Below are 21880 nucleotides of genomic sequence, written 5' to 3'. Positions count from 1 at the left end.
TTTTTTTATTGTTTTTATTTGCACACAATTTGCACACAAACTTATTTTTAAAACTGCTGAAGTATTAATTATACATAAAGTAAATATCATTAAAAAACATTATAATATACAAATGTTCAACTTTTATTTTTGTTAAAATTTACCTTCTAAAATCAAACTACCTTTTTGTTTTAAAATATATTAGAGTTAGCAGAATTATGATGATCAAAAATAATAGGCAAAAGAAATAAGGAATAAATTGTTTTAAAATATTTTGCTCTGTTTCCGTTTTTTCAATGGATCGGTCTAACGCTAATTTATCATAACGCTTCAGCATCTCCTCAAAAGCAGAAGCAAAACAATCAACTTGAGTAACTTTACCCGAAACATCATAAGTCGTTTTAAGAGTAGTCCCCTGTTTATTGTAAGCATAAACTACCGTGTCTTTTAAAATCACATTAGGAACAATATATGTAACCGTATCACCTACCCGCTTAATTCGATATTCAGTGAAATTTTCTTCTAATGCAATATCTTTTTTAATGTCGGATTTTCTAAGTGAACTACAAGATGCAATCAATATACAGAGCAATAACAAATAGCTTTTCATCATAATTCATTTTTAGATATTAAACCCGAAGCTCCTAATTCAATAACTCGTACATTTTTAGGTTGTGCTATTTTCCAGTTTGTTCTTCGTATTTGGGATAGCCTCGATTTTTGAATGCGAGTAACACAAACACTATTAGATTGATTTCCTCCTAAAACATGATAACAAGTTTCATCTTCTCCAACATAAAGCCCAACATGGCCACCTCCTGCTCTTGAAAAAGTTAACACATCCCCTAACATAGCAACAGATTGTCTTACTCCCCAATTATTCCATTTTAATGCTTGAATACATGTAACCGGAGGCACAAGTCCCGCTTTTATAACTGCATACCCTAAAAGAGCTCCACACCAAGGTGTTTCATCGTCTTTGATATGCCCCCAACCCACTGACTTAAAATATTCAAGAACTTTGGGATTATGTTTTGAACCAATAACCTCTTTAACACCATATTCCTTTAAAGTCTCAATCAGAATTGCTGGAGCTGATTCTTTTAGTAAATACTGATACTTAGGTTCTAGCTTATTCATTTGCACTTCCTTTTACTTTGTTAATAATTTTCCAACTTTTAGAAGCAATCTTTTCAATATGCCCCAGAAAGTCAAATCCTAACTTTTCAAAATTTTCAAATAGAATACTCCAAATCTCTCGAATCATGCACACAAAAATTGCTATCTCAACCAAGGTAAATGGATCTGAACTTAATAAAGAAATGTGAATGTGATTTTTATAGATTAATACGTTAATAATAAAAATGAAGAAAATAAAAAGCATATAGAAAACGCCTTTAATTATAGTTCCCGCAAAGATTTCAGAACTAAACCACTTGAAGGACCACACACCAAAGTCTTTTCTATACTTCTTCATTGCGGCAGCACAGCCTGTTATGAAATCTAAAACATACAAAAGTCCAAGTATAGCAAATAAGACTTTTAATGATAAAAAGTATGCTAAAATGGCTGAAAATGAAGTAATATACATCCCTGGTAAAGATGTAAAAGCTAATACTGCGGTTGTGTAAAATTTATGTACACACAGCTGAAAGGTATCGATATCTTTCATTAAAAAAATATTAAAGGTTAGTATTATTTAGCCTGAACACTGCCTTTAATTTTAAATTTTAAACTGATAAAACATCACTTTTGTATAGCTCCCAATCAGAGGCTGAACTAAAAAAAGGAGGGTTAATTGAGTTTTCACTAATTAGAATTTGTTCTGAAAGAAAATCTTCTTCTTCACTTGTAACTTGCTCACCGCCTTTAAATTCAATTCTTTGATTATCTACCTCTAAATAAGTTAAGAACTTTGGTTCACGAACTCTCAAGAGTTCATAAGTTCTGAAACCCGTTTCATCAATATTAACTTTAAAATATTCAATATTAATCTGATACTTTTTAAGCTCATTCAGTTTAATTAGTGGGTACATTCTTATTTGAATTATTGCTTTCTTTCTTTCATCAAAAGCATCATAAATAAGTTCACGATTCGATTCAAGTATATACATATTTTTAATTTTTATTAAGCATCCATATCTCCATTTGAAATTATAAAATTAGTCGAAACCCTACCACCATGTAAATCAATGACTTCTACTCTATACGATACACTAGTCATATATTCAGCCCTAGCAGTAAATGAAGTAGTAAAAGTGGATACACCGGATCTACTTTCAACCATAACTCCATTTCTATACCAAGTAACTAAGAAAGGCCCATCTCCTCTATAATATATCTCCATCATTTCTGACATCCCAAGTTCAAGGGAAGCGTACGATCTACTTTGATATGTTATTACCAAAGCAGTTCCGCCTTTTCCCTGGCTAAGTATCATGTTTCTTATTGCACTCATATCTTAATTTGTAAATTCTCCTTTTACCAGAACAGTACTTGTACTACCAACTCTACCAATAAAACCCGATTTACTCGGTCCTAATTTAAGTCCTGTCGGAGCAACCACAGTCCAACCTGAAGTTATTAATACAGCCGTTGCTCCAGATGCTGTTATAATAGTAAAATTAAATTCTTTAGTAGCATCTGATGGAGATGGAATAAATAAATTACAGTTAGTACTGATATATAAAGTTGCTCCATGAACACTTGCCGGAGCATAATAAACAGAAGAATTCACGTGACGAATTCCTTGATTTTGCCTATTAGTGTCTAAATATTTAAATACTCCCCTGTCAAAAAATAAACTAAGCGTTTCGAACTGATACATGGTATAATTAGTATTATCGAAAAACTCGAATTTAGATGCGATTTGAGGAGAGTTGTGTAAATGTCTTAACTCCAAAATTCCAGGACGCATATTTACAATTCGAATGACTTTACCATCATACAATGAGCCTTCAGGAAATTTTAAAGAACTTAATTTTGATGCATTAATAACAAAAATGGTTTCACAATCTATATCAATAATATTTATGGCTAAATCAGCTGACTCTGTATAATTAAAAACACCCTTACTAGCCCTATCCGGAAATGTTTCTTTAATATTTACAGCTCCTGTATTATCTGCATAATGTCCATTAATATTAGTGGGAAGATTCCTAACTGTTCCGTTAGTGTTTGGAAGTTGCAGTCTGCTAAAATAATTAGCAAAATTTGGTATAGTTATATCATACCAAGAATTAGCTGTTTTATCATCTTCTTGATAAGTGACACCATGAATTCTAGTATTTTGATGTACAACAAATTTTTTGTTACCTCGAGAAGTAAATTCGCCACCTCCAATCACGTGTTGCCGGTTATTCTTATCCCAAATGTATAAATGATCATTTTCAAAAGTGAACCATGAACCATTAACATTAAAAGCAGCTTTATCTTTTTTTAATGTAAGTAAACTGTTTCCATTAGTTGTATCGTTTATTCTAAAACTTGGATCTTCTCCAGCAGAATTAGCAACAATTTGAAAATCACTATTTCCAATTGTAAACGTTTTTTTTTTTGATAATAAATCACCGGTAATCTTATTAGTTCCAGCTAAGGGGATAAAATTATTGATGCCAATTTCACCAGGCATTGAATTAATAGAATTATCAGTTACGTCTAGAGTTGTTATAAGAACGGTATTTGGAGGCAATGGTGGTGCAAATGAAATACCCTCGTTCTCACTACCAAAAACAACCTGAAGTTCATTATTGCGCTTTGCTATTAAAATATCAGTTCGAGAATGACCTATTTTGGCGTACGGAATTTCAATTTCAAATTTGTTAACTAAACTATTTATGACTTCTGAAATAGACCAGCTCGCACTTTCAACAGTTAATAAAGTTCCACTAATATTCAATCCATTGATAAAAATGATATGGTCAAATTTTTGTGATTTAATTGCAGAAAGTAACTCCTGAACAGTTATATATTTTGAAGTGCCATTGTCAGAGATATGTATTTTATCAGAGTTATCAATTATAGTTTTATAAGGCAATTCATCAATGCGTTTAGCATTTGATTCAATAAGATTTAACCTCTCAGTTAATCGTCTTAACAACTCTCTATCGTTACTATTTAAACCATTCATAATCACATATTAAAACTTAACAAATATACACTATTTAAAATAATTCTAAATTAAAAACACGCATAATATGCTTGTTTTTTTTCGTATTTTTGATTTATGGCATTTATATATTTAATTGTTTTCTTTATAATATGCGTAGCTGGTGGGTATTACTTATTCACTGGCCTTTTTGATTTGTTCTTTGGAAGAAATTATGGCAAAGACTACTATAAAGAAGATAAAAAGCCGTTTTTTAATATAGATAGATCAGTGCATTATCATACACACAATCACGAATACGGTGAAAAGAAGGTAACCTACATTGATAAAAACATTACAGTTATTGATGAAGAAACACACGATAATATTTTAAAAAATAAAAAGCGAGATAATTGAAATATCTCGCTTTTTATATATACTTAATTGCCTCGTTATCCGCAATTACATATTAAATTTTTATTTGCTATACCAAGTTTTTTTATAAAATCTAGTTTACAGAAATTAATTATATGCGTATTTTGTATAATACTTGCGTGATATTGAATTTACGATTATATAAAATACGCAATGTTTATTATAATCTTATTAGTTGATACTATACTGCTTAGCTTGATGTTTTTAACATTTTATTGAGAATTGAAAATAAATGATTACTTTCGTGTATAATAATGTTGGCGGTAATTTTACCAAACAGAATGTTAAACATAAAAAAATATAATCCGATGAAGCTATAAGTAACTGTCCAAAATAAATAAACTCAAACTTTTTCATTACTTTTAAAAAGTAATGGAGTTTTCTATTATTAATTTTTAAAAATTAGAAAAATGACACAGTTACAAATGATTGACAAAACAAAATTATTAGCTCAACAAGACGAAAATATTTCCGCCGTTTTTATGTATGGTTCATTTACAAAAAACGAAGGAGACCAATATTCCGACATCGAATTTTATATTTTCTTGAAAAGTAAAGAAGACTTTTCAGCCGAAAAATGGGTAAACCAAATTCATCCGGTTGCATTATATTTTACCAACGAATATGGAAGTGAAGTGGCTATTTTCGACAATATGGTCAGAGGAGAATTTCATTTTTTAAAAACGGAGGAAATTGAAATTATCAAATCCTGGGACGGAATTGTTGAATTTAGCGATTTTGACCAAATGAATCTAATCGACAAAGACGGACTTTTAACGAAAACGCTTAATCAAATCGGAACAAAATCCCCAGAAAGAATAACAAATGAAAATATCTTGTGGTTAAGCCAATCATTACTGAATGTTGTACTGACAACAAGCAACTTGATTAAAAGAGAAGAATTTGCTCACGCTCATCACAGTTTATCAAATGTTCAGAAATACTTGCTTTGGCTTATAAGAGTAAGAACAACCAAAACGCAACATTGGGAAAGTCCGACTAAAAATCTCGAAAAGGACATTGATGTAATTTGGTATTCAGCGTATAAAAAAGTAACATCTGACTTAAATCCTAAAAACATAGTTTTGGCTTTTGAGAACTCCTTAAATTTATCGAAAAAACTATTTGACGAACTTAAAATTGAACCCAAACTGAAAGAAATCCTGAGCAGAATAAGATAAAAACTACCGCCAATAACTAAGCTTTCGTCTTGCCCGGAGGGCACGAGATGAAAGCCCGTTGAACGGAACCGTAGGAAGCTAATAAAGTATTATGGAGTTGTCGAAGTATGACTTTAAGATATACGAGCAGTAATTTTAGGATTACTGCTTTTTTTGTGGTTGAAATTGTGCTGTTTCAATCGTTTTTTGTTGTTTTTCGATTCAACCAAACACAAGTTCCCTTACCCGTAAAAGTTAATTCACAGGCGCAAGTGTATTTCCGATAAGATACGCTTTTGGCGGTCCTCTTTGTCCAAAAACATGTAACGTAACTAGATTGCCGACCTTGCAACAAGAACATTTTCTATGTTGGGTTTTCGGTTCAACTATCGGTCGGATGATATTTAAATCTTCTTGTAGTTGTTGTAGTTTACCGCGTTTCCAACTACTACTTAAAATGCCGTAATGCCTGATTCGAACAAAGCGTTTAGGCAGAATATGTAAACTAAATCGACGAGTAAATTCTTCATTCTTAAGTGTGAGCTCTTTGGTTTTGCTGTTATCTTTATAATCTTTGTAACTAATAGTAACTTCTTGTTGGCTTACGTTTTTAATACGATGGTTACTAATTGCCACTTTGTGCGTATATCGTCCTAAATATTCGATTACTTGCTTTGGTCCACCAAAAGGACGTTTGGCATAAACCACCCAATTTTTAGTAAACAGCTCATCATATAATTGCTGATTAGCTAACCTTTCTTTACGCAACAGTGCGACATATTTGGCTCGAAAAACCTTGCTCAATGCTTTTACACAAAATAAATATTTATCAGTTTTTATTTTGCGTTTCCATTTTCCATTTCTATCAATTCCACCACCAGGAACAATACAATGTAAATGCGGATGCAAACTCAAATTTTGTCCCCAAGTATGTAGAATAGCAATCATTCCTAAATACATATTTTCGGTTCTTCCGAACTGAGAAAGCGTTGCCCAAACCGATTCAAACAAAATTTTATAAATCAATTGTGGTTGATGAATCGCTAATCCATTAAGCGTATCGGGCAAAGTGAAAACTACATGATAATACGAACAGGGCAATAAATCATGTTCGCGAGCTTGAATCCATTCTTCGCGTTTATGACCTTGACATTTTGGACAGTGCCGATTGCGACAACTGTTGTAACTGATGCTGATAGTTCCGCAAGCATCACAAGCATCTACATGTCCGCCCAAAGCAGCAGTTCGACAAAGCGTTAATGCGCGAAGTGTTTTCTCTTGATGAACTGTGAAGTTTTGATGGGATAAATCAACTTTTCTCAGCACATCAGCTACTTCCCATTGCGGCTGCATAGCGCAAAAACGGTATCAAGCGGACTGTGTACTTTTTGTTGCTCCAATTGACAAACATGCAAGTATTCCATCGTAGTTTCGATGCGCTCGTGCCCCATCAGTTTCTGAACCTGAAGAATATTTACACCATCTTCCAACAAATGGGTAGCATAACTGTGGCGCAAGGTATGCGTGTGTACATCTTTTAAAATTCCAGCCTTTTTACAAACCGATTGAATCGCCCATTGAACGCCACGTTGGCTATAACGCGAATCAAATCCTTTGGAATCTTTAGTGTTTCCTGTAAATAAAAATGTAGTAGGATGTTCAACTGAAATATATTTTTTAATTCCTCGAATGATATGATCAGAAAGTGGAACATAACGATCCTTCTTCCCTTTACTTTGAACGATATGAAGGAGTTTTCTATCGAAATCGAGATGTTTGAGTTCAATATTTCGAACTTCCATACAACGAAGTCCACAACTGTAAATCAATCCAATTAAAAGGCGATGTTTAAGTAAATCCGCATGTTGAAGCAGCTTCCAAATTTCTTCCCGACTTAAAATAACAGGAAGTTTTTTCTCTTTAGGAATAGATGGCAAATGAAGATAATCGTACGGTAGATTTTCAGTTTTTAAAAGGAATCGAAGACCGTAAACCGTGTGTTTAAAATACGATTGAGAAGGAGAATTGGAACGTTGTTGTAGTTCAAAAAGATAATCTTTAACCTGTTCGGGATCTAATTCGGTAGGTAAACAGCCAAAATGAAGTGCCATGGCAGCTACATGGCGTGAATAATTATCGAACGTGCGTTTACTTCGACCTAAAATAGAAATATTTCGTTCGAATCGTTGCAAAAGTTCAGAGAAACCATTAATTTCACTACAAGCGCGATTCAGGTATTTGTTTGCTCTTAACTGCTCCGGAGATTTTTTTTAGTTACCATAATTTTGATTTTTTAACACCCTAAATATATGGTTTCTAACGGAAAAGCTACCGAAGGTTTAGTTCAACAAGGGTTTGTCGCAATGGCGGGTTAAGTGATTAATTGAAAGTTTCGGCTTTCTATGTCGCAAAAGCCAATTACATTGACTTTTTTTCTTAAATTTATTCAATGAATTGGCTTTTGCTACGTGTCGTCTAAATCGAAAGCTTCGTCTTCGATTTTCCGCCACTGCGTCAAGCCCCGAAACGTTGTGCGTCACTTTAAAAAAGAATCGTTAACAACTAAGGATCAAAAATAATTCAATGTTAACAAAAGAAGAACTACAAAATATTATCGATCAATTTGATGAAGAAAAGCTGAAAAAGCTTGGAATCTTTGGTATTTCGCAATATGGCGGAGGTTCTGACGAAAGTTTTCTAAGAGCGAACAAAGAAGGTCTTGAATTATTTGCAATTCAGCTTTTAAAATCAGCAAGAGATACTGAAGATATACTTTCTGATAAAGAGAAAAATATTATTCCACTTGACTATAATGAAGATTGGATTGACGAGAATAGTGATACATTTATTCAGTATATAGAACCAATTACGGACAAACAGAAACTTAAGGATAAAAATGATTACAAAACAACTTTTGCAGATAAACTTATACCTTATGGCTGTGGGCTTATTTTAATAATTTTAGCTATTGCTACTATTGTTGGGCTTGTAACAATATGTAATTGGATATTTTAAAAAATTAAGTTATAATAAAGAATAAATTTTTCTTTCGTATTTATAAAAGCGAACGCACAACACCAGTTTGGCAAAATAGCGAGTTAAGGCAAACTTTAAAGTTTGTCTTTTTTTGTCGCAATCGCTATTTTTATTTTTTAATTTGTTAAATTTAAAAAATAAAAATGCGTTGCTCAGTTTTGGCAATTTTTGAAGTTTATGTGGATTTAGTTCGCTACTTCGCCAAGCTGTAAAACGTTAGGCGTTATATTGTCCGTTGCCTAATCATAATAATATCAAATTAAGAAACTAATATTGGAAAGAATAGAAATTTACTCAAGTAAAGAAAAGTCAATTTTACTATTGATTGGTTCCTTAGTTTTTGTAGTTCTAGGAATTTTCATGATTATTAACGCTGAAAACCCCACAAGTTATATTGTAAGAAATCAGCTTGTTATTATTATAATCGGAACTGCATCCGTTCTATTTTTCGGATTAGGAATATATGTTTCTATTAAACAACTTTTGAAAAACGAATTAATCTTGATAATTGATAGAAATGGAATCAATGTTAATCCTAAAAAATCAAAAACTGATTTTATTGAATGGAAATATATAAATGGGTTTACAGAAACAAAAATACAAAGTCAAAAAATTATAATTATTGAAGTGGATAATTCAAAATATTGGATTGAAAAGGAAAAAAATAATATTCGAAATAAAGTGATGAATTTTAATTTCAAATATTATGGATCTCCATTTAATTTATCTGCAAATTCAATGAAAATTAGTCATCATGAACTAATGAAAACGTTGAATGAAAATTTAAATAAATATAAATACAACGCCTAACAGCGTATTTATTAAATTGCGGTTGAACGTACTCAGCAATAAATTAATTCAAATTATTTAAGTTGCGCTCAACATTGAGCTTTCTATAAATTGTTCCGCAATTTCACAAAATACGTAAAACGTTGTACGAAATAAAAAAATAATCTAATGAAAAATTATAATGTAATAAACGAAAGTTTAGAAATAAAAGATGATTTAAAGAATCATTATTTCGGAATGAAATTATTAATGATTCTATGGATAATAATAGGGGTTATAGCATTAATTCAGTTTTTAAATGATCGAAATGATTTGTGGAATTATATCCAAATATTCATAGGATTTTTAGCATTGATAGGTTTATATGATTATCAATTTAGAAAGACTTCAAAAAGTAGAATTTTGATTTCAGAAATAGAATCAATTACAGAAAGACGATTTTTAGGAATAACTCGTTATTTCGTTTTGTTAAAAAATAGGAAAAAGAGAAATTTGCCAGATGTAAAGAACGATATTGATTTAGAAAGAATTAAGAATCTAATTAATCAATAACTTCGTACAACAGCGTATTTTATAATTGCGAGAGAACGTACTCTGGCTATCTTAATTTAGACTTATGAAATAATTTCTAAATTTAAAATAAATTCAAAATCGAACCGCAATTACATAAATACGTTAAACGTTATGCACAAGCTGTATAAAGTGTTTAACCAAGTAGAAATGATGAATATATTGATTAAAAAATATCTAATATTAAATATTGTAACTAAGTCGTTGACATATTTACTTCCATTTATATTATTGAAAATATCCCCAAATATGTTGGATATAAATTTCTCTGATGGTATGACTATTAATTTTGGAATAGGTTATCTACAACAAATAATGAAATGGTTTTTTAATTTAATTTTAATTGTGTTGATTTATAAGGATATGTGTAAGCTAAACATAAAATCAACAACAATCTTAATATTGACATTTTTTTCTAGTTTATCTGGAACAATTTTTTTCTTTTTTCTTTTATTTGAAAAAAAATACTATTACAAATGAAAAGCAAATTACTGAAACCGTTAACTAAGTATATTATATTACTAATTATAAATTATATCATATTTATTCCTTGGAACTATTTTTTTATTATTACTGAGCATAAATCATTTGAAAGTTTAATTAAATTTCAAACTTTTTCAGATTATGGTATTAGAATTATAATAACAATTTTATTAGCAATTGATTTTAATAAATTAAAACTAAAATATGCTTTATTGGCATGTATTTCAAGTTTGTTTTATCCACTATTGGGAATAATAGTATTTTCCTTGTTATTTCTTGAAAAAGAAAAGCAAGCCTGTGCATAACAACGTATTTATTAAATTGCGGGCGAACGTACTCGGCAAAGAATCAGTTAAATTATTTTATTTGCGGTCAACTTTGAACTTTCTCTAAATTGTTCCGCAATTTCACAAAATACGTAAAACGTTAGCGGAAATCCTATCCGAATAAGATGAAGTATTTTCATAAAGATTTAAAAAGAAAATTTCTTTCAAGAATTAAAACTTGGGATAGACCATTCAATACAATAAAATTTTATTATACACCTAAGTTATATCAAAAAATAGCTTCCACAAATAAAGAGGCATATTCAAAAATCAATTTTTTGCATAAAGAACTTCTTACTAAGATACACATTAAATTAGATAATAATTCAATAGCAAAATTTGAAGAAATTGAATATTTACAAACAATTAAAGATAGCTTTTTTGTCAAAACTAAGAGTCAAAAAAATAGAATTGAACTAGTAAACTTTATTCTAAAAAAGAATTGCGAATCAGAAATTTCAATAGATCATAAAACCCCTCTTGATTTCATAATAAATCAAAACCTAAATCAACTTTGTGAATTAAAAAAAATATCCGAAATACTACTAAATGGACGTAATACTCTTAACCTTTCTGAAATGCAAGATTCTTACAAAATTTTTATGGAAAACTTAAATTTACATAATATAGATGTGGATAAAATGATTAATGAAATTGAGTATATCTATTATCAATGTGAATTAGAATTATTGCCCAGACATGTAAATTCTTCAAAAGGCAAAAAGAAGGACTTCCGCTAACATGGGTAACTGTTGCACAACTCCATTATTTTAAAAAAACATAAATAATAGCGCCTCGTTTAAGCCTTTTTAAGCGAGGTTTATTTTTTAATAAGCATACTGAATTCTATAAAAAAAACCACTCAATTTTGAGTGGTTTTGTTTTTAATTATACTTTAAATAATCACTTGTCGCCTGAACTAGTCCTGGCACTTCAATATTACTAGAATCGAAGCTATAATTTGACTTCCTATTAGATTGAACATTTCCGGTTTTAAGCATTTCAGCAGTCAGCACATAAAGATTCGTTTGGCCTAGCGGTCCTTCTGTTTCAAAATCATTATTCTTGATATACCCCACTCCATCAATAATCACATTATCACTTGCCAAGGCTATTTTAAGTTTTCTCCATATTTCTTTAGTTAATGGCTCAAAAACAAAAGTGTTACTCTCGTAAATTTCTGAATGTAACAAAACAGAAGTAGTATCGGTTTTATAACTCTCATGATTTTGCTCATCCTTTCCAAGGATATCTTTAAATGGAATCCTCAACAAATGCTGAATTCCTGTTTGGTAAAAAACATCATTATTCATGTCATTGTAATATCGTATTTCTAAAGTATCCTCGTGTTTAACCTTAACTGAAAGAATTTCTGAAACTAAAGTAATTGTTGGGAAGTTTGAATCAGAAACCTCGAGCTTAATGCTTATTTTTTTATTTATATAATTTACCATATCAATAGTAAACTCATAAATTTCAAATTCTTCGAAGTTAAATTCACTTTTTACAATTACAGAAGTTAATGGTCCGTCATAAACTTTATTAAGCACTAACATATCAGCACCATATACTTCCTCGTAAACAATATTCTGTATTTCGTAATAAATACCATCTAATTGAATCCAATGTCCTACTTTACAATAACTGGGTAGTAATCCATTCAAAGTATAACTGCCGTTTATTTGATTCGTTTTGTAATCATAACGATTTCCAGAAATAAAGAAAACTCCAGTTTGTCTATTACCTATATTTACCATTTTTGCTTCAAGCGCTTCTGTTCTATTTAAATTAGAAGTTTTTTTTACAACAGGAACTTCAACTTTAAGATTATTTTCAGCAATCACCCAAACCTTATTTAGTGTATAATTAGATTTAAATTGGGTAGTAATAACATCAGCACTCTGAAATAGCTGTTCTTGCTTATAGGGTAACAAAACATCTGCTTCATGACTTAACGAATTTTCATCGTTCTTATAGTTTGCTGCATCCCCAAAATTTACACGATATGCAAATCGAATAGAATTAGATTTACTATAATAGAAATATGGAAGATATACTTTAGTATGGCTTTTTTCAATAGTAAACCATTTGCTTTTTTGACATCCATATTGATCACGAACATACAGAGTAAAATCCCCTGGTAATAAATTTGGAAAAGTATTATCAGATTGCCATTCTTGTCCATTTAACGAAAACTCTAATAACAAACCAGACAACCCAGCGTAAGTAATATTAACACTATTACTATAAGGAGTTGCATTTATATTTACGCTAATTGCTGCAATATCTAGTAATGGCGGAGTTGATATTCCTACGCTACCCGTTGTTTGCTCATTTATTGCAGTAATAACATAATTACTATTTCTAAACAAATTAACCTCAAAAGGATTTGAATTTACAGTCGTATTATAAGGACTTGTGATTCCGGTAGCTTGATAATTTGTAGTAACTACAGCCTTAATCTTATTACAGGGATCCGAGGAGTCAGAAATATATGAAATATTACTAATTTGAATTACTTCTAATGGCTTTTCATAACCTAGAACAAACTCAATTGCTCCATCATTTGGATTTAAACCAAACTCATCAATAAACGAAATGAAGTGTGGATTCTCAAATTCTGTTGGCGCTTTTATTAGTACATCATAAACATCTAATGGATTGTAAAATGGCGTAAGCGATGTTTTAAATCCTAAAGCAGCATAATCTGCATTAAAAGCCGATATAAAATTTAATGTCGTTTCTTTAGAAACCCACAGTCCAGATACATCATTGCCTTTTGTAACCTGATTAGACTTTGTTCGTTGATTAACCAAAGTGTAAGTAATACGTCTTACTCCGCCAACTTCTCGGAAGCTAAAAGTAAACGATTGATTTAATAATGCCCTTGATAAAAAACGAATTTTTAAAGTGTTATATACTGCCATTATCTACTTGATTTTAAGAGCTTCCATTTGCCCTCTTTATTAGGTTTTAAGGAAAATAAATATCCCTTTTCTAATTCATTATCTTCGTTTATAAATTCAATCAACCCATAAACATTCGGAACTTCAGAGCCGTTTATTGTAGTTGTTCCTTCAATGAGTTCCATGATTTCAAAATCACATATATGCTCAAACTCTATCCATTCCGGAACAAAACGACTTTTATTAAAATCAATACTAAGAAAATCTTGGTTTTCTTTTACAGCCCCTTTTCCTTTCATTTTTGTAGTCATTCCACTATTAGCAGTAGATGATGTATATTTTACAAACTTTTCTCCATCCTTCCAAAAACAATTACTAAAGAACCACGAATGCCTTTGCATTGAATTAGCCGGTGAAAACCTTAAATTTGTGGCTGTATTTGGACTATAAATTCCTGTTGGTGCTGCTTCAAAATCATCTTGCCACTTACGCTGCAAGTAAATCTGATCATTGTAACGTTTTAAATCCATTACCCAAATATTATCATCGTAATTGGTATCAATAGTGTCGTTCTGTTCCCTTTGTTTTCTGCGGCAAAATTCCATTCCGTATGAATCAGCGCGATAAGATGATGTATTTACAAACGTTTTTTCAAGCCTAGTGATTGGCGTTTGATGCTCCAAGATTGTATTGTATTCATCAAGCCCATAGGCCTCTTCATAAGCACCACCTTTTTGGAATCCATGCTGCAGCTTTGAGTAATAATAAGACGTCGCAACAGAACGCTTTACTTTTTTAACCTGATTAGGCAGTTTAATAGTGACGTTATTATTGAAGAAGTATTTTTTATCTTCAATTCGAATTCTCTCACTCCTTCCAATTGATTCAATACCTAAACCTACGCCCCAAATAGCAGACATCGAATCAAAGGCGTCTTTAAAACTTGTCGTCAATGGTTTGAAAAGGTTTTCAACTTTTGGAGGACCTTCATTTGGAATAGGTTCTTTATCAAAACCACGAATCCAAAAACCATGAGTAACTGCTGTTTCTGACCCTATCCCATTTTTTGAATATCCTATGTTCTGACGCCCAAAAAATTCAGAATAAAACACTTTATTTTGACTAGTTGCTATTTGTGAAAGCCTATCAAATAACTCATGTGCTAAAATTGCTTTGGTCTTAGTTTGAGGAAATTGAGATTCTTCTTTTACTTCGATATTTTCAATTTTTAAATCTTCTAATGCAACATAAAAGGTGTTTCTATGTCCATTTGCTCTAAAATTTGCAGCTATAAACAATTCAAGTGAAATACAAGTTCCAACTTCAACTTCATAGCTTTTAATTATTCCTGAGATAGTATTCTCTTTATTTATTACCAAACTTAAAGGCGTATCTCCAGGCTGAGTATCCCCACCTCTTGCTCTCCATAATGGCTCTCTTTTTACCAATTTAAACTCAGAGTTCTCCATTTTATAGGTTGATAAACAAATGTACATCACGGCCCAGTTATAACTTCCCTCGTAAACAACTGGCTTAAATTTAAAGTTTTCAATTTCAAGAGTAATTTTTCTTTGACGATCAAATGGGCCTAACATCATCATACCCGAAGATCCTCGTTCATCATTTCCTAAACTACCTTGTAAAATGCTATGTGCATAATCGCCATGACTATTTACCTCTAAAAATATTGGAATACCTGACGTTTGATATCTATTTCCAGTAGTGTCAGACTTTACACCTGCACTCACTGCTTTGGTAGTTTCCGAAATTTTCCACTTTGAATGCAAAAATATTTCTCTACCATCAAGCATTACTTGAATGTTTTTTAGTGGTGGTAAATCTTTTCCATCTAAAGTGTCTATTCTATCGATTTCAACGGTCGTTTTTTCACGATTCTTTAAAAGCTTCTCCAAACCTCCGTTATTAAATTTCAATGAAACAGAACCGTCATCATTGCTCTCCCAAGTAGAAAAATCTAAATAACCGCTGTAGATTACTTTCCACTCATCTGTTTTAGGGTGTTTCTCAAATTTCACTAATCGTACTTCAGCATTAATCCCTTGAACATCATAAATTAGTTGAATGATATCTTTTGACTCTTTGTAGAATTTTAATGAGTTTGAAAACTTTCCGAAAACACCAAAATAATCTTCATTTCTAGCATACTCTTTCTCATCATTTTGCCAACCCTCTGGCTCTTGAATGATAATTGCTCCTGTCAAATCATTATAGAGTTCGTACTGAACACGATCTGTATATTGTGGATAGTTTGCCATAGCTAATTATTCCATTTTATTTGATTCATGCGCCATAATTCGTAGTTGATGTCAAAATTCCCTGACTGAACAATAGTCGGTTTACTTTTTTTAATAGCAGCTGTGTTTTTTTTCATTTCATCTAGCAATTCTGTTCCTCCCGGAATATTCAAAATAATAGATTCTTGATATTTATCCATTTTAGATTGAGAATCCCAAAGGTTTCTATTCAGATGATTCAATTTAGATTTAAAGAAATCATCTACTGATTTATGAACCACATCACCTTGTTCCAATTGATAAAGAGTGTCATAAGCTGGTGTAATTTCAAACCCTCCACGTTTGCGCTCAAGAACCTCCGGAACACCACCATCACCAAGAATTGCTTTTTCTTTTGGTCCACCTTTACGCCCAGTCTTATATTTAGGAATGGGAGAAGCAATTACAGATGCTGCTTGAGCGGCACCTATACCAGCAACAATTGCACTCCATGGCATACCACCTGTTAGTGGGAACAAAGAAACAGCATTCATAATACCAAGTGCAGTAGCCCAGCCTATCTCTATTAACTTCACACTTTTGTTGAAAATCGCTTGTTTGGTTTGCTCTTGACGCTTTTTCTTTTCTAAATCCTGACGCTTTTTTTCAGCTTCAGCTTCAAGTAATTCTCTCTGAACTTTATCCTCTCCTGCTAATTCAATTTGACGCGCATAGTATTCTTCGTTTTTTCTAATCTCGTCGTCTATCTTTTGAATTTTAGCTTCAAAAATGGTGTTTACGAGTTCTATAGTGGCTTGTTTAGCATTCTCTCTTAGTTCCTTAATAAATTCCTCTTTTTGTAACTCTAATTGTAATTCTTTTTCTCCAGCACTTCTTACAACCTCAAGCTCTAATTCAGATAATTGGCGTTTAAGCTCTAAAGATTTTTCTGCTGCTTTTTCTTTAGCATCTTGAGACAGGTCTGCATTAGCTACAATCTGATCATAGGCATCAATTTCGGCTTGAAGCCCTTGTTTTAGGTATCTGTTTTTAATTTCTAAAAGCCTTTTTTGGTGTTCTTCTTCCGCTTGTTCTGTATATCCGTAAAGTTCTAATTGTTGTTTATAAGCATTGTTTTCAGCAGTTAAATCTTTATTTTCTTCATTTTTTAATCCGCTAAGCTCTTTTTCAACGCCATCGGTAATTCGTTTGGCTTCTAAATCAATTAAATTTTGAAGATTTTTTTCCTGCCGTTTGTTAATATCATCACGCTTTGCCTGCAACTCATCTAATATTAATTGCTCTGCATCTGTTAAATCTTTTCTTGTTGATGCATTATCTAATAGGGCATCAATTTCTGATTTACTTAACTTTCTTGCTCCCTCCGTAAATTCAGTAAGCTGTCGTAATTTATATTCTGCTGTTTCTCTGGCAATTGCTTGGTCTAATTCCTGAATGCGCAAGTAAGCTTCAATACGCTCGTCTATGGTAGCATTTTCATCATCTACCACCTCCTGGTTTAACTCTTTAGTTCGATTTAAACGCCATATATTTAATTGGTGTTCTTCCTCAAATGCTTTTTTAAGCATTGCTAACCGTTTTTTTTCTGCTTCCTCACGAGCTTTGCGCGCGTTTTCGGCTTGTTCCGGGGTACTTTCATTAATTACAACTGGATTTGTTTTGTTTCCGTAAGCAATTAAAGCTTCAAACTTTCCTTGTTGAGCCCTTATTGAGTACTCTAATTTATTCAATTTTTCCTCTTCAAGTTCAAGCATTTCTCGTCGCTTTAGGAACACATTACCTAATAATGAACCATTATCGATATCTTCTCTTATTTTCTCAACAATAGCTCTCTGTTTTGAATATTTTTCTTGTAGCAAATCAAAATCTTTATCAGCTACTTTAAGTATACTAGTGTGCAAAGAGCTGCCTTTGAACCCTTCCTTTTCTAATGCAATTAATTCGGATAATTCCTTTTTGTTTGCTTTAAAGTATTCATTAGTGGCAATATTTGCTTCTTTAATAGACATTCCTGTTTCTTTAATGATTTCATTCATTTTACGCATTCCAATTAAAGATTTTATTTGCTCATCTACATAATCGTTCGTTGACTCAAAACTCTTCTTGTATGCTTCTTCTTTCAGTGTTTCCCAGTCCTTATTAGCTTCTGTTAATTTATCTATCATCCAATTAAGCCCTTTGATAGAGTTTTTAACAAACTTTGAAATAGCTCCATCCCCATTTTCGATAGATAATATAAAGCCTGTCCAAGCTGATTTTAAAGCACCTATTTGATTCTCAAGCGAATCCATTTTAGTTTCGTTCAATGCTTCTAAAGCACCTGTAGAATCATTTAATTTTTCTTCATATTCTGCAAGCTTTTCATTGTTTTGTGCTAAAATAAGTGCCGATGTTGCTGATTCTCTACCAAATAATTGCGTAGCTGTAGATAGTTTATCTGTAGAGTTATTGATTTTAGCCATTGCTTCACTATAAGACAGCCCAGAGCTGGCTAAACGAATGAAGATTGAACGTAAAGAAGTACCCGCTGTTGTTGCTTCAATGTTATTATCAACTAATACCCCAGCTAATGCAGAAGCTCTTTCTATTGATAAATTAGCTGCGTTGGCTACCGGAGCAAATGTCTTTAATGTGTTTTTAAGTTCTTCAAATCCAAGTGCGGATATGTTAGCTGCTTGAGCCATAACATCTCCGTATCTTTCAGATTCTTCTGCGCTTGCACCAAAAGAATTCATTACCCCTAAAAGAAATCTTGCAGAATCTTCTCCACTGGCTTCCATGGCAACAGAAAAACGGTCAACGGTTTCAATCATAGCTTCAATCTGAGTGGTTGAAGCTCCCAATTTTGATAATTCAACAGCTAACTTTGCAACATCTGTAGCTGAGTTAACCGATGTTTTAGAAACATCAATAATGGTGTTTTTTAATGAACCTAATTGTTTTTTTGGTATTTCTGTAACTGCAGATAATTCAGTAATTGCAGTGTCAAATTCTTTTACGGTTTTCCAAGCATTTTTAACCGCATTCGCGAAGGCTGCAATTCCTAAAGTAACTCCAAACGCACCTACCAAATCACGAATATTGGAAGCAATACTTCTAAACGGATAGTTACCAACGTTTTTAGTAAAATCGCCAACAGCTTTATCTGCTTTACGTACTTTTTTATCAAGCTTATCAAATTCTACTTGAGCTTTTTTTATTTCGGCAGTAGAAGCACTTTCCGAAGCTATAAGGTCCATAACCTTGCGCTTAGCTTCAGTACGTTCTTTGTTTAATTTTTGATAAGCACCAACCAAGCCAAGCTTTTCCATAGCTTGCTGTTTAAGAATGCGATTGTTTTGTTCGTTCTGAACGCGCTCTTCTATCGTTAGTTTAGTGCCTTTTTCTTTAGCTACATTTGCTTTTCTCTCAACTTCTTCGGCTCTAACCGTTGCTGCTATTGTTTTTTGCTTTTCTTGCGCAAGTTTTTGCTCTGCAATTGCTTCTTCACGCAAGGTTTTTATTTTCTCTTGCTTTATTTTCTCATTTGCAATTTCAGCTTCATGTATCTTTTTAGCTTCTTGAGTAGTTTCCTTCATCACTTTATTAAACTCCTCTTGCTTTTTAACTAACTCAGATTTGTTTTGAACCTTTTCCAACTCTTTATATAACCTGCCAAGCTCTTTAGTAAGAAGAACCATTTGGTCGTTTGCTTTGATTGCTTTTTCAACATTCTTTGCATATTCCTCACCCCATCTTAAAGCTTCATCTTGAATTATGTCTTTACGCGTGATTATTCCATCATTTGCCATTTAGTTTGTTGTTCATCTTTTCGTAAGATTTCATTTTATTATCAACTTGTTTTTTGATAGCGTTAAACTTGGTAACAGAAATAGTGTTGTAGTCGAAGTCAATACCTAAAACTGCGCAAAAAGAAGCCATTACTTCATCAAGGCTAAGCTTTCTGTCATTTCCTTTAATATCTTCTTTAGGAAGTTGATTTTTTAAAGCTGCTATTTTTATTTGATTTGTCTCAATCCGTTTTCTAATTCTACTGATAGATAAATAATATGACTCATTAGATGTTGTATCAATTGGGAAACCTAAACCACTTAACAATTGAACTGTTTCATTATTAAACTCCACCTCAAGCTCTAAGCAACATAAATTGACCATATTATAAGCACACTCCAAAAGTGCTATTTGTTTATTTAGCCGAAACTCTCGTTTTGAAGATTCAGAACTTTCTAATTCCTCGTATTCAGCAGTTAGTTTCTCCCAAATTTCAAGAAGTTTTGCTTCATCTTCCGGCTCTGTGGATAACAAAGTCACATCTTTTGTTTTGCATATCTTGTAGTAAAGCTTTAATGGCAAAACATCTAATTCATCGTATATCATATGCCTAAAAATTGTCGATTGTGTTTTATAAAAAAAGGGAGTAATTTTTCATCAATTACACCCTTTAAATCTTTATCAGTAAGCCCAAATAACTCGTCAGAAAGCCAGTTGTGACTGTCAAGAATTAAATGTGTTTTGGGATCCGTTGAAAACAATCTAAAACCATTTTCAAAAAGCTCTAAATAAAAACCTTTAAAGAATTCTCCGGTATCTTTAGCATCAAATGGTTCGCCTTTTTTCTTTCTACCCTTAGTAATTACTTCCGTTGCGTAAGAGTAAAAACCAATTGGCTTGTTGTTGATGTCCTTACCTTCAAATAATTGATCTTTATTTAAGTTGAGAATGTCCTGCTGGATCTGTTTCACTATCTGAAATATCAGTTGAGATTGATTCTGATACGTCAGTTTCCTTGCTTTTTTCAGCTGACTTTGTAAAGTTGCCATGCTTTGGATTTGCTATTTTGTAAGCCTTTTTAAATTCTGCATCTAACTCTTTCGTTGGAATTTTTTTAAAGACCGGATGTGATGCAAACATCTCTTTAAATTTTGCAAAGGGCACATTAAGGCCCTCTGCAAATTCAATTCCTTTATAATTTGCCATTATGTAAGTTTAATAACCAAAGGTTCTACAGCTTCATAAGACAAATCCTCAATGGTAACAACGTCGTTTAACGATACGGAAAAGCCATCAGCAAAGTCAGTTCCGGTTAATACATACTCTTCTTTGTTTTCAGCAAAAGAAACAGTTTGCACTTGACCAGAAGTATCTTTAACAACAAAATCAGCTAGTTTTAAATCTGAAACTGCTGCGCCACCATTACCACAACCAGTTGAAGCTTTTACAACAATTTCTGTTGTACTTGCTGAAACTTGCGATAAATGAACATCAAAGATTCCAAACAAGTCATCTGCAACAAAATCAGGATATAAAATAACACCGTGGTCCTCAAATTCGTTGAAATCCTTGTAGTTGATTGTTACCAAAACACTTGGCGGTCTATCAGCAGTCGCATCTAATCTTTTACCAATGTTAAGAACAACAAACTGTCCTTTAACGCCTTTCGAGTCAGTATGTACAGCCTTAACAGCCCCATCTTCGGTAAACTCAAACAATTGCATTTCTTTGCCGTTGTAAGATTTTAATGCGTTGAATGAACATAATGACAAGAACGAACTGAAAGTCGAAACCTTCTTGCCCTTTGCAGTTACATATTGTTTTCTTCTGCCTTCAAATAAAGTATCTTCCGTATTAGCAGATGCTAATTCTTCTACATCGAATAACGGAATGATTTTTTTGTCAGCAATTGCTTGTACCCACTTTTCTTTATTTTTTGCATCCTCAAATGTTTCAAAAGAAAAGCCCGGATGTGCTAAGAATGGTTTAATGAATAATCCTTCTAAGCATTGCTCTTTTGCACCTGTGTTTTTAAGTGCTGTTTCGTTGCCTTTGCATTCTACATATACAGACATTTAATTTT

Annotated in this window: 22 protein-coding genes; 7 read left to right on the top strand and 15 right to left on the bottom strand. The window is 32.1% G+C overall.

Annotation, left to right across the window (positions count from 1 at the left end):
- Positions 1–157: 157 nt before the first annotated feature.
- Genes K5I29_RS02500 through K5I29_RS02475 form a run of 6 tightly spaced genes read right to left on the bottom strand, consistent with a single transcriptional unit; the run spans position 158 to position 4108 of the window.
- On the bottom strand, positions 158–592 hold the full coding sequence (locus K5I29_RS02500; RefSeq protein ID WP_264434286.1) for a hypothetical protein: 435 nt from the start codon (positions 590–592) through the stop codon (positions 158–160).
- Entirely contained in the window at positions 589–1119 is a 531-nt protein-coding gene (locus K5I29_RS02495; RefSeq protein WP_264434285.1) for a TIGR02594 family protein, read from the bottom strand. The genes K5I29_RS02500 and K5I29_RS02495 overlap by 4 nt, the downstream gene beginning before the upstream one ends.
- On the bottom strand, positions 1112–1651 hold the full coding sequence (locus K5I29_RS02490) for a phage holin family protein (protein WP_264434284.1): 540 nt from the start codon (positions 1649–1651) through the stop codon (positions 1112–1114). Before K5I29_RS02490 ends, K5I29_RS02495 begins: the two co-directional genes overlap by 8 nt.
- A 58-nt stretch (positions 1652–1709) precedes the next feature.
- Positions 1710–2093 (bottom strand): hypothetical protein, encoded by a 384-nt coding sequence (locus K5I29_RS02485; RefSeq protein ID WP_264434283.1) that lies wholly within the window; start codon positions 2091–2093, stop codon positions 1710–1712.
- A gap of 14 nt (positions 2094–2107) precedes the next feature.
- Entirely contained in the window at positions 2108–2437 is a 330-nt protein-coding gene (locus tag K5I29_RS02480) for a hypothetical protein (RefSeq protein WP_264434282.1), read from the bottom strand.
- Positions 2438–2440: 3 nt separating this feature from the next.
- Positions 2441–4108, bottom strand: a complete 1668-nt coding sequence (locus tag K5I29_RS02475; RefSeq protein WP_264434281.1) for a hypothetical protein — start codon at positions 4106–4108, stop codon at positions 2441–2443.
- Positions 4109–4204: 96 nt separating this feature from the next.
- On the opposite strand from K5I29_RS02475, the gene K5I29_RS02470 reads away from it, so the two are divergent.
- Together K5I29_RS02470 and lnu(H) are read left to right on the top strand one after the other, a co-directional pair.
- The gene (locus K5I29_RS02470; protein WP_264434280.1) at positions 4205–4483 is read left to right on the top strand and encodes a hypothetical protein; all 279 of its coding nucleotides are present in this window, start codon (positions 4205–4207) and stop codon (positions 4481–4483) included.
- Between the two features lie 428 nt (positions 4484–4911).
- Positions 4912–5682 (top strand): lincosamide nucleotidyltransferase Lnu(H), encoded by a 771-nt coding sequence (gene lnu(H), locus K5I29_RS02465; protein WP_018110123.1) that lies wholly within the window; start codon positions 4912–4914, stop codon positions 5680–5682.
- A 234-nt stretch (positions 5683–5916) separates the two neighbouring features.
- On the opposite strand, the gene K5I29_RS02460 is transcribed toward lnu(H), so the two are convergent.
- Together K5I29_RS02460 and K5I29_RS02455 are read right to left on the bottom strand one after the other, a co-directional pair.
- Positions 5917–7014, bottom strand: a complete 1098-nt coding sequence (locus tag K5I29_RS02460) for an IS91 family transposase (protein WP_264434279.1) — start codon at positions 7012–7014, stop codon at positions 5917–5919.
- Positions 6993–7853, bottom strand: coding sequence for a tyrosine-type recombinase/integrase (locus tag K5I29_RS02455; RefSeq protein WP_258204743.1), 861 nt, complete (start codon positions 7851–7853; stop codon positions 6993–6995). The genes K5I29_RS02460 and K5I29_RS02455 overlap by 22 nt, the downstream gene beginning before the upstream one ends.
- 391 nt (positions 7854–8244) lie before the next feature.
- Here K5I29_RS02455 and K5I29_RS02450 point away from each other — a divergent pair, with 391 nt between their 5' ends.
- The 5 genes from K5I29_RS02450 to K5I29_RS02430 all read left to right on the top strand — a co-directional run bounded on the left by K5I29_RS02450 (position 8245) and on the right by K5I29_RS02430 (position 11605).
- Entirely contained in the window at positions 8245–8676 is a 432-nt protein-coding gene (locus K5I29_RS02450) for a hypothetical protein (protein WP_264434278.1), read from the top strand.
- 294 nt (positions 8677–8970) lie between these two features.
- Entirely contained in the window at positions 8971–9507 is a 537-nt protein-coding gene (locus K5I29_RS02445) for an STM3941 family protein (protein WP_264434277.1), read from the top strand.
- Positions 9508–9654: 147 nt separating this feature from the next.
- Positions 9655–10038, top strand: coding sequence for a hypothetical protein (locus K5I29_RS02440; protein WP_264434276.1), 384 nt, complete (start codon positions 9655–9657; stop codon positions 10036–10038).
- A 494-nt stretch (positions 10039–10532) separates the two neighbouring features.
- The gene (locus K5I29_RS02435; protein WP_264434275.1) at positions 10533–10844 is read left to right on the top strand and encodes a hypothetical protein; all 312 of its coding nucleotides are present in this window, start codon (positions 10533–10535) and stop codon (positions 10842–10844) included.
- A 146-nt stretch (positions 10845–10990) separates the two neighbouring features.
- Entirely contained in the window at positions 10991–11605 is a 615-nt protein-coding gene (locus tag K5I29_RS02430; RefSeq protein ID WP_264434274.1) for a hypothetical protein, read from the top strand.
- A 144-nt stretch (positions 11606–11749) separates the two neighbouring features.
- On the opposite strand, the gene K5I29_RS02425 is transcribed toward K5I29_RS02430, so the two are convergent.
- The 7 genes from K5I29_RS02425 to K5I29_RS02395 are packed head-to-tail and all read right to left on the bottom strand — an operon-like array spanning position 11750 to position 21872.
- Positions 11750–13792 (bottom strand): hypothetical protein, encoded by a 2043-nt coding sequence (locus tag K5I29_RS02425; protein WP_264434273.1) that lies wholly within the window; start codon positions 13790–13792, stop codon positions 11750–11752.
- A complete protein-coding gene (locus K5I29_RS02420) occupies positions 13792–16047 on the bottom strand; it encodes a hypothetical protein (RefSeq protein WP_264434272.1) in 2256 nt (751 codons plus the stop codon). The genes K5I29_RS02425 and K5I29_RS02420 overlap by 1 nt, the downstream gene beginning before the upstream one ends.
- A gap of 2 nt (positions 16048–16049) precedes the next feature.
- Positions 16050–19817 (bottom strand): phage tail tape measure protein, encoded by a 3768-nt coding sequence (locus K5I29_RS02415; RefSeq protein WP_264434271.1) that lies wholly within the window; start codon positions 19815–19817, stop codon positions 16050–16052.
- Positions 19807–20403 (bottom strand): hypothetical protein, encoded by a 597-nt coding sequence (locus tag K5I29_RS02410; RefSeq protein ID WP_264434270.1) that lies wholly within the window; start codon positions 20401–20403, stop codon positions 19807–19809. The genes K5I29_RS02415 and K5I29_RS02410 overlap by 11 nt, the downstream gene beginning before the upstream one ends.
- Positions 20400–20768 (bottom strand): hypothetical protein, encoded by a 369-nt coding sequence (locus K5I29_RS02405; protein WP_264434269.1) that lies wholly within the window; start codon positions 20766–20768, stop codon positions 20400–20402. Before K5I29_RS02405 ends, K5I29_RS02410 begins: the two co-directional genes overlap by 4 nt.
- Positions 20731–21003, bottom strand: a complete 273-nt coding sequence (locus K5I29_RS02400) for a hypothetical protein (RefSeq protein WP_264434268.1) — start codon at positions 21001–21003, stop codon at positions 20731–20733. Before K5I29_RS02400 ends, K5I29_RS02405 begins: the two co-directional genes overlap by 38 nt.
- Entirely contained in the window at positions 21003–21872 is an 870-nt protein-coding gene (locus tag K5I29_RS02395; RefSeq protein WP_264434267.1) for a hypothetical protein, read from the bottom strand. The genes K5I29_RS02400 and K5I29_RS02395 overlap by 1 nt, the downstream gene beginning before the upstream one ends.
- Positions 21873–21880 lie beyond the last annotated feature (8 nt).

Source organism: Flavobacterium agricola (assembly GCF_025919725.1).
Taxonomy (GTDB): domain Bacteria; phylum Bacteroidota; class Bacteroidia; order Flavobacteriales; family Flavobacteriaceae; genus Flavobacterium; species Flavobacterium agricola.
This window is presented reverse-complemented; position numbering and strand designations above follow the sequence as displayed.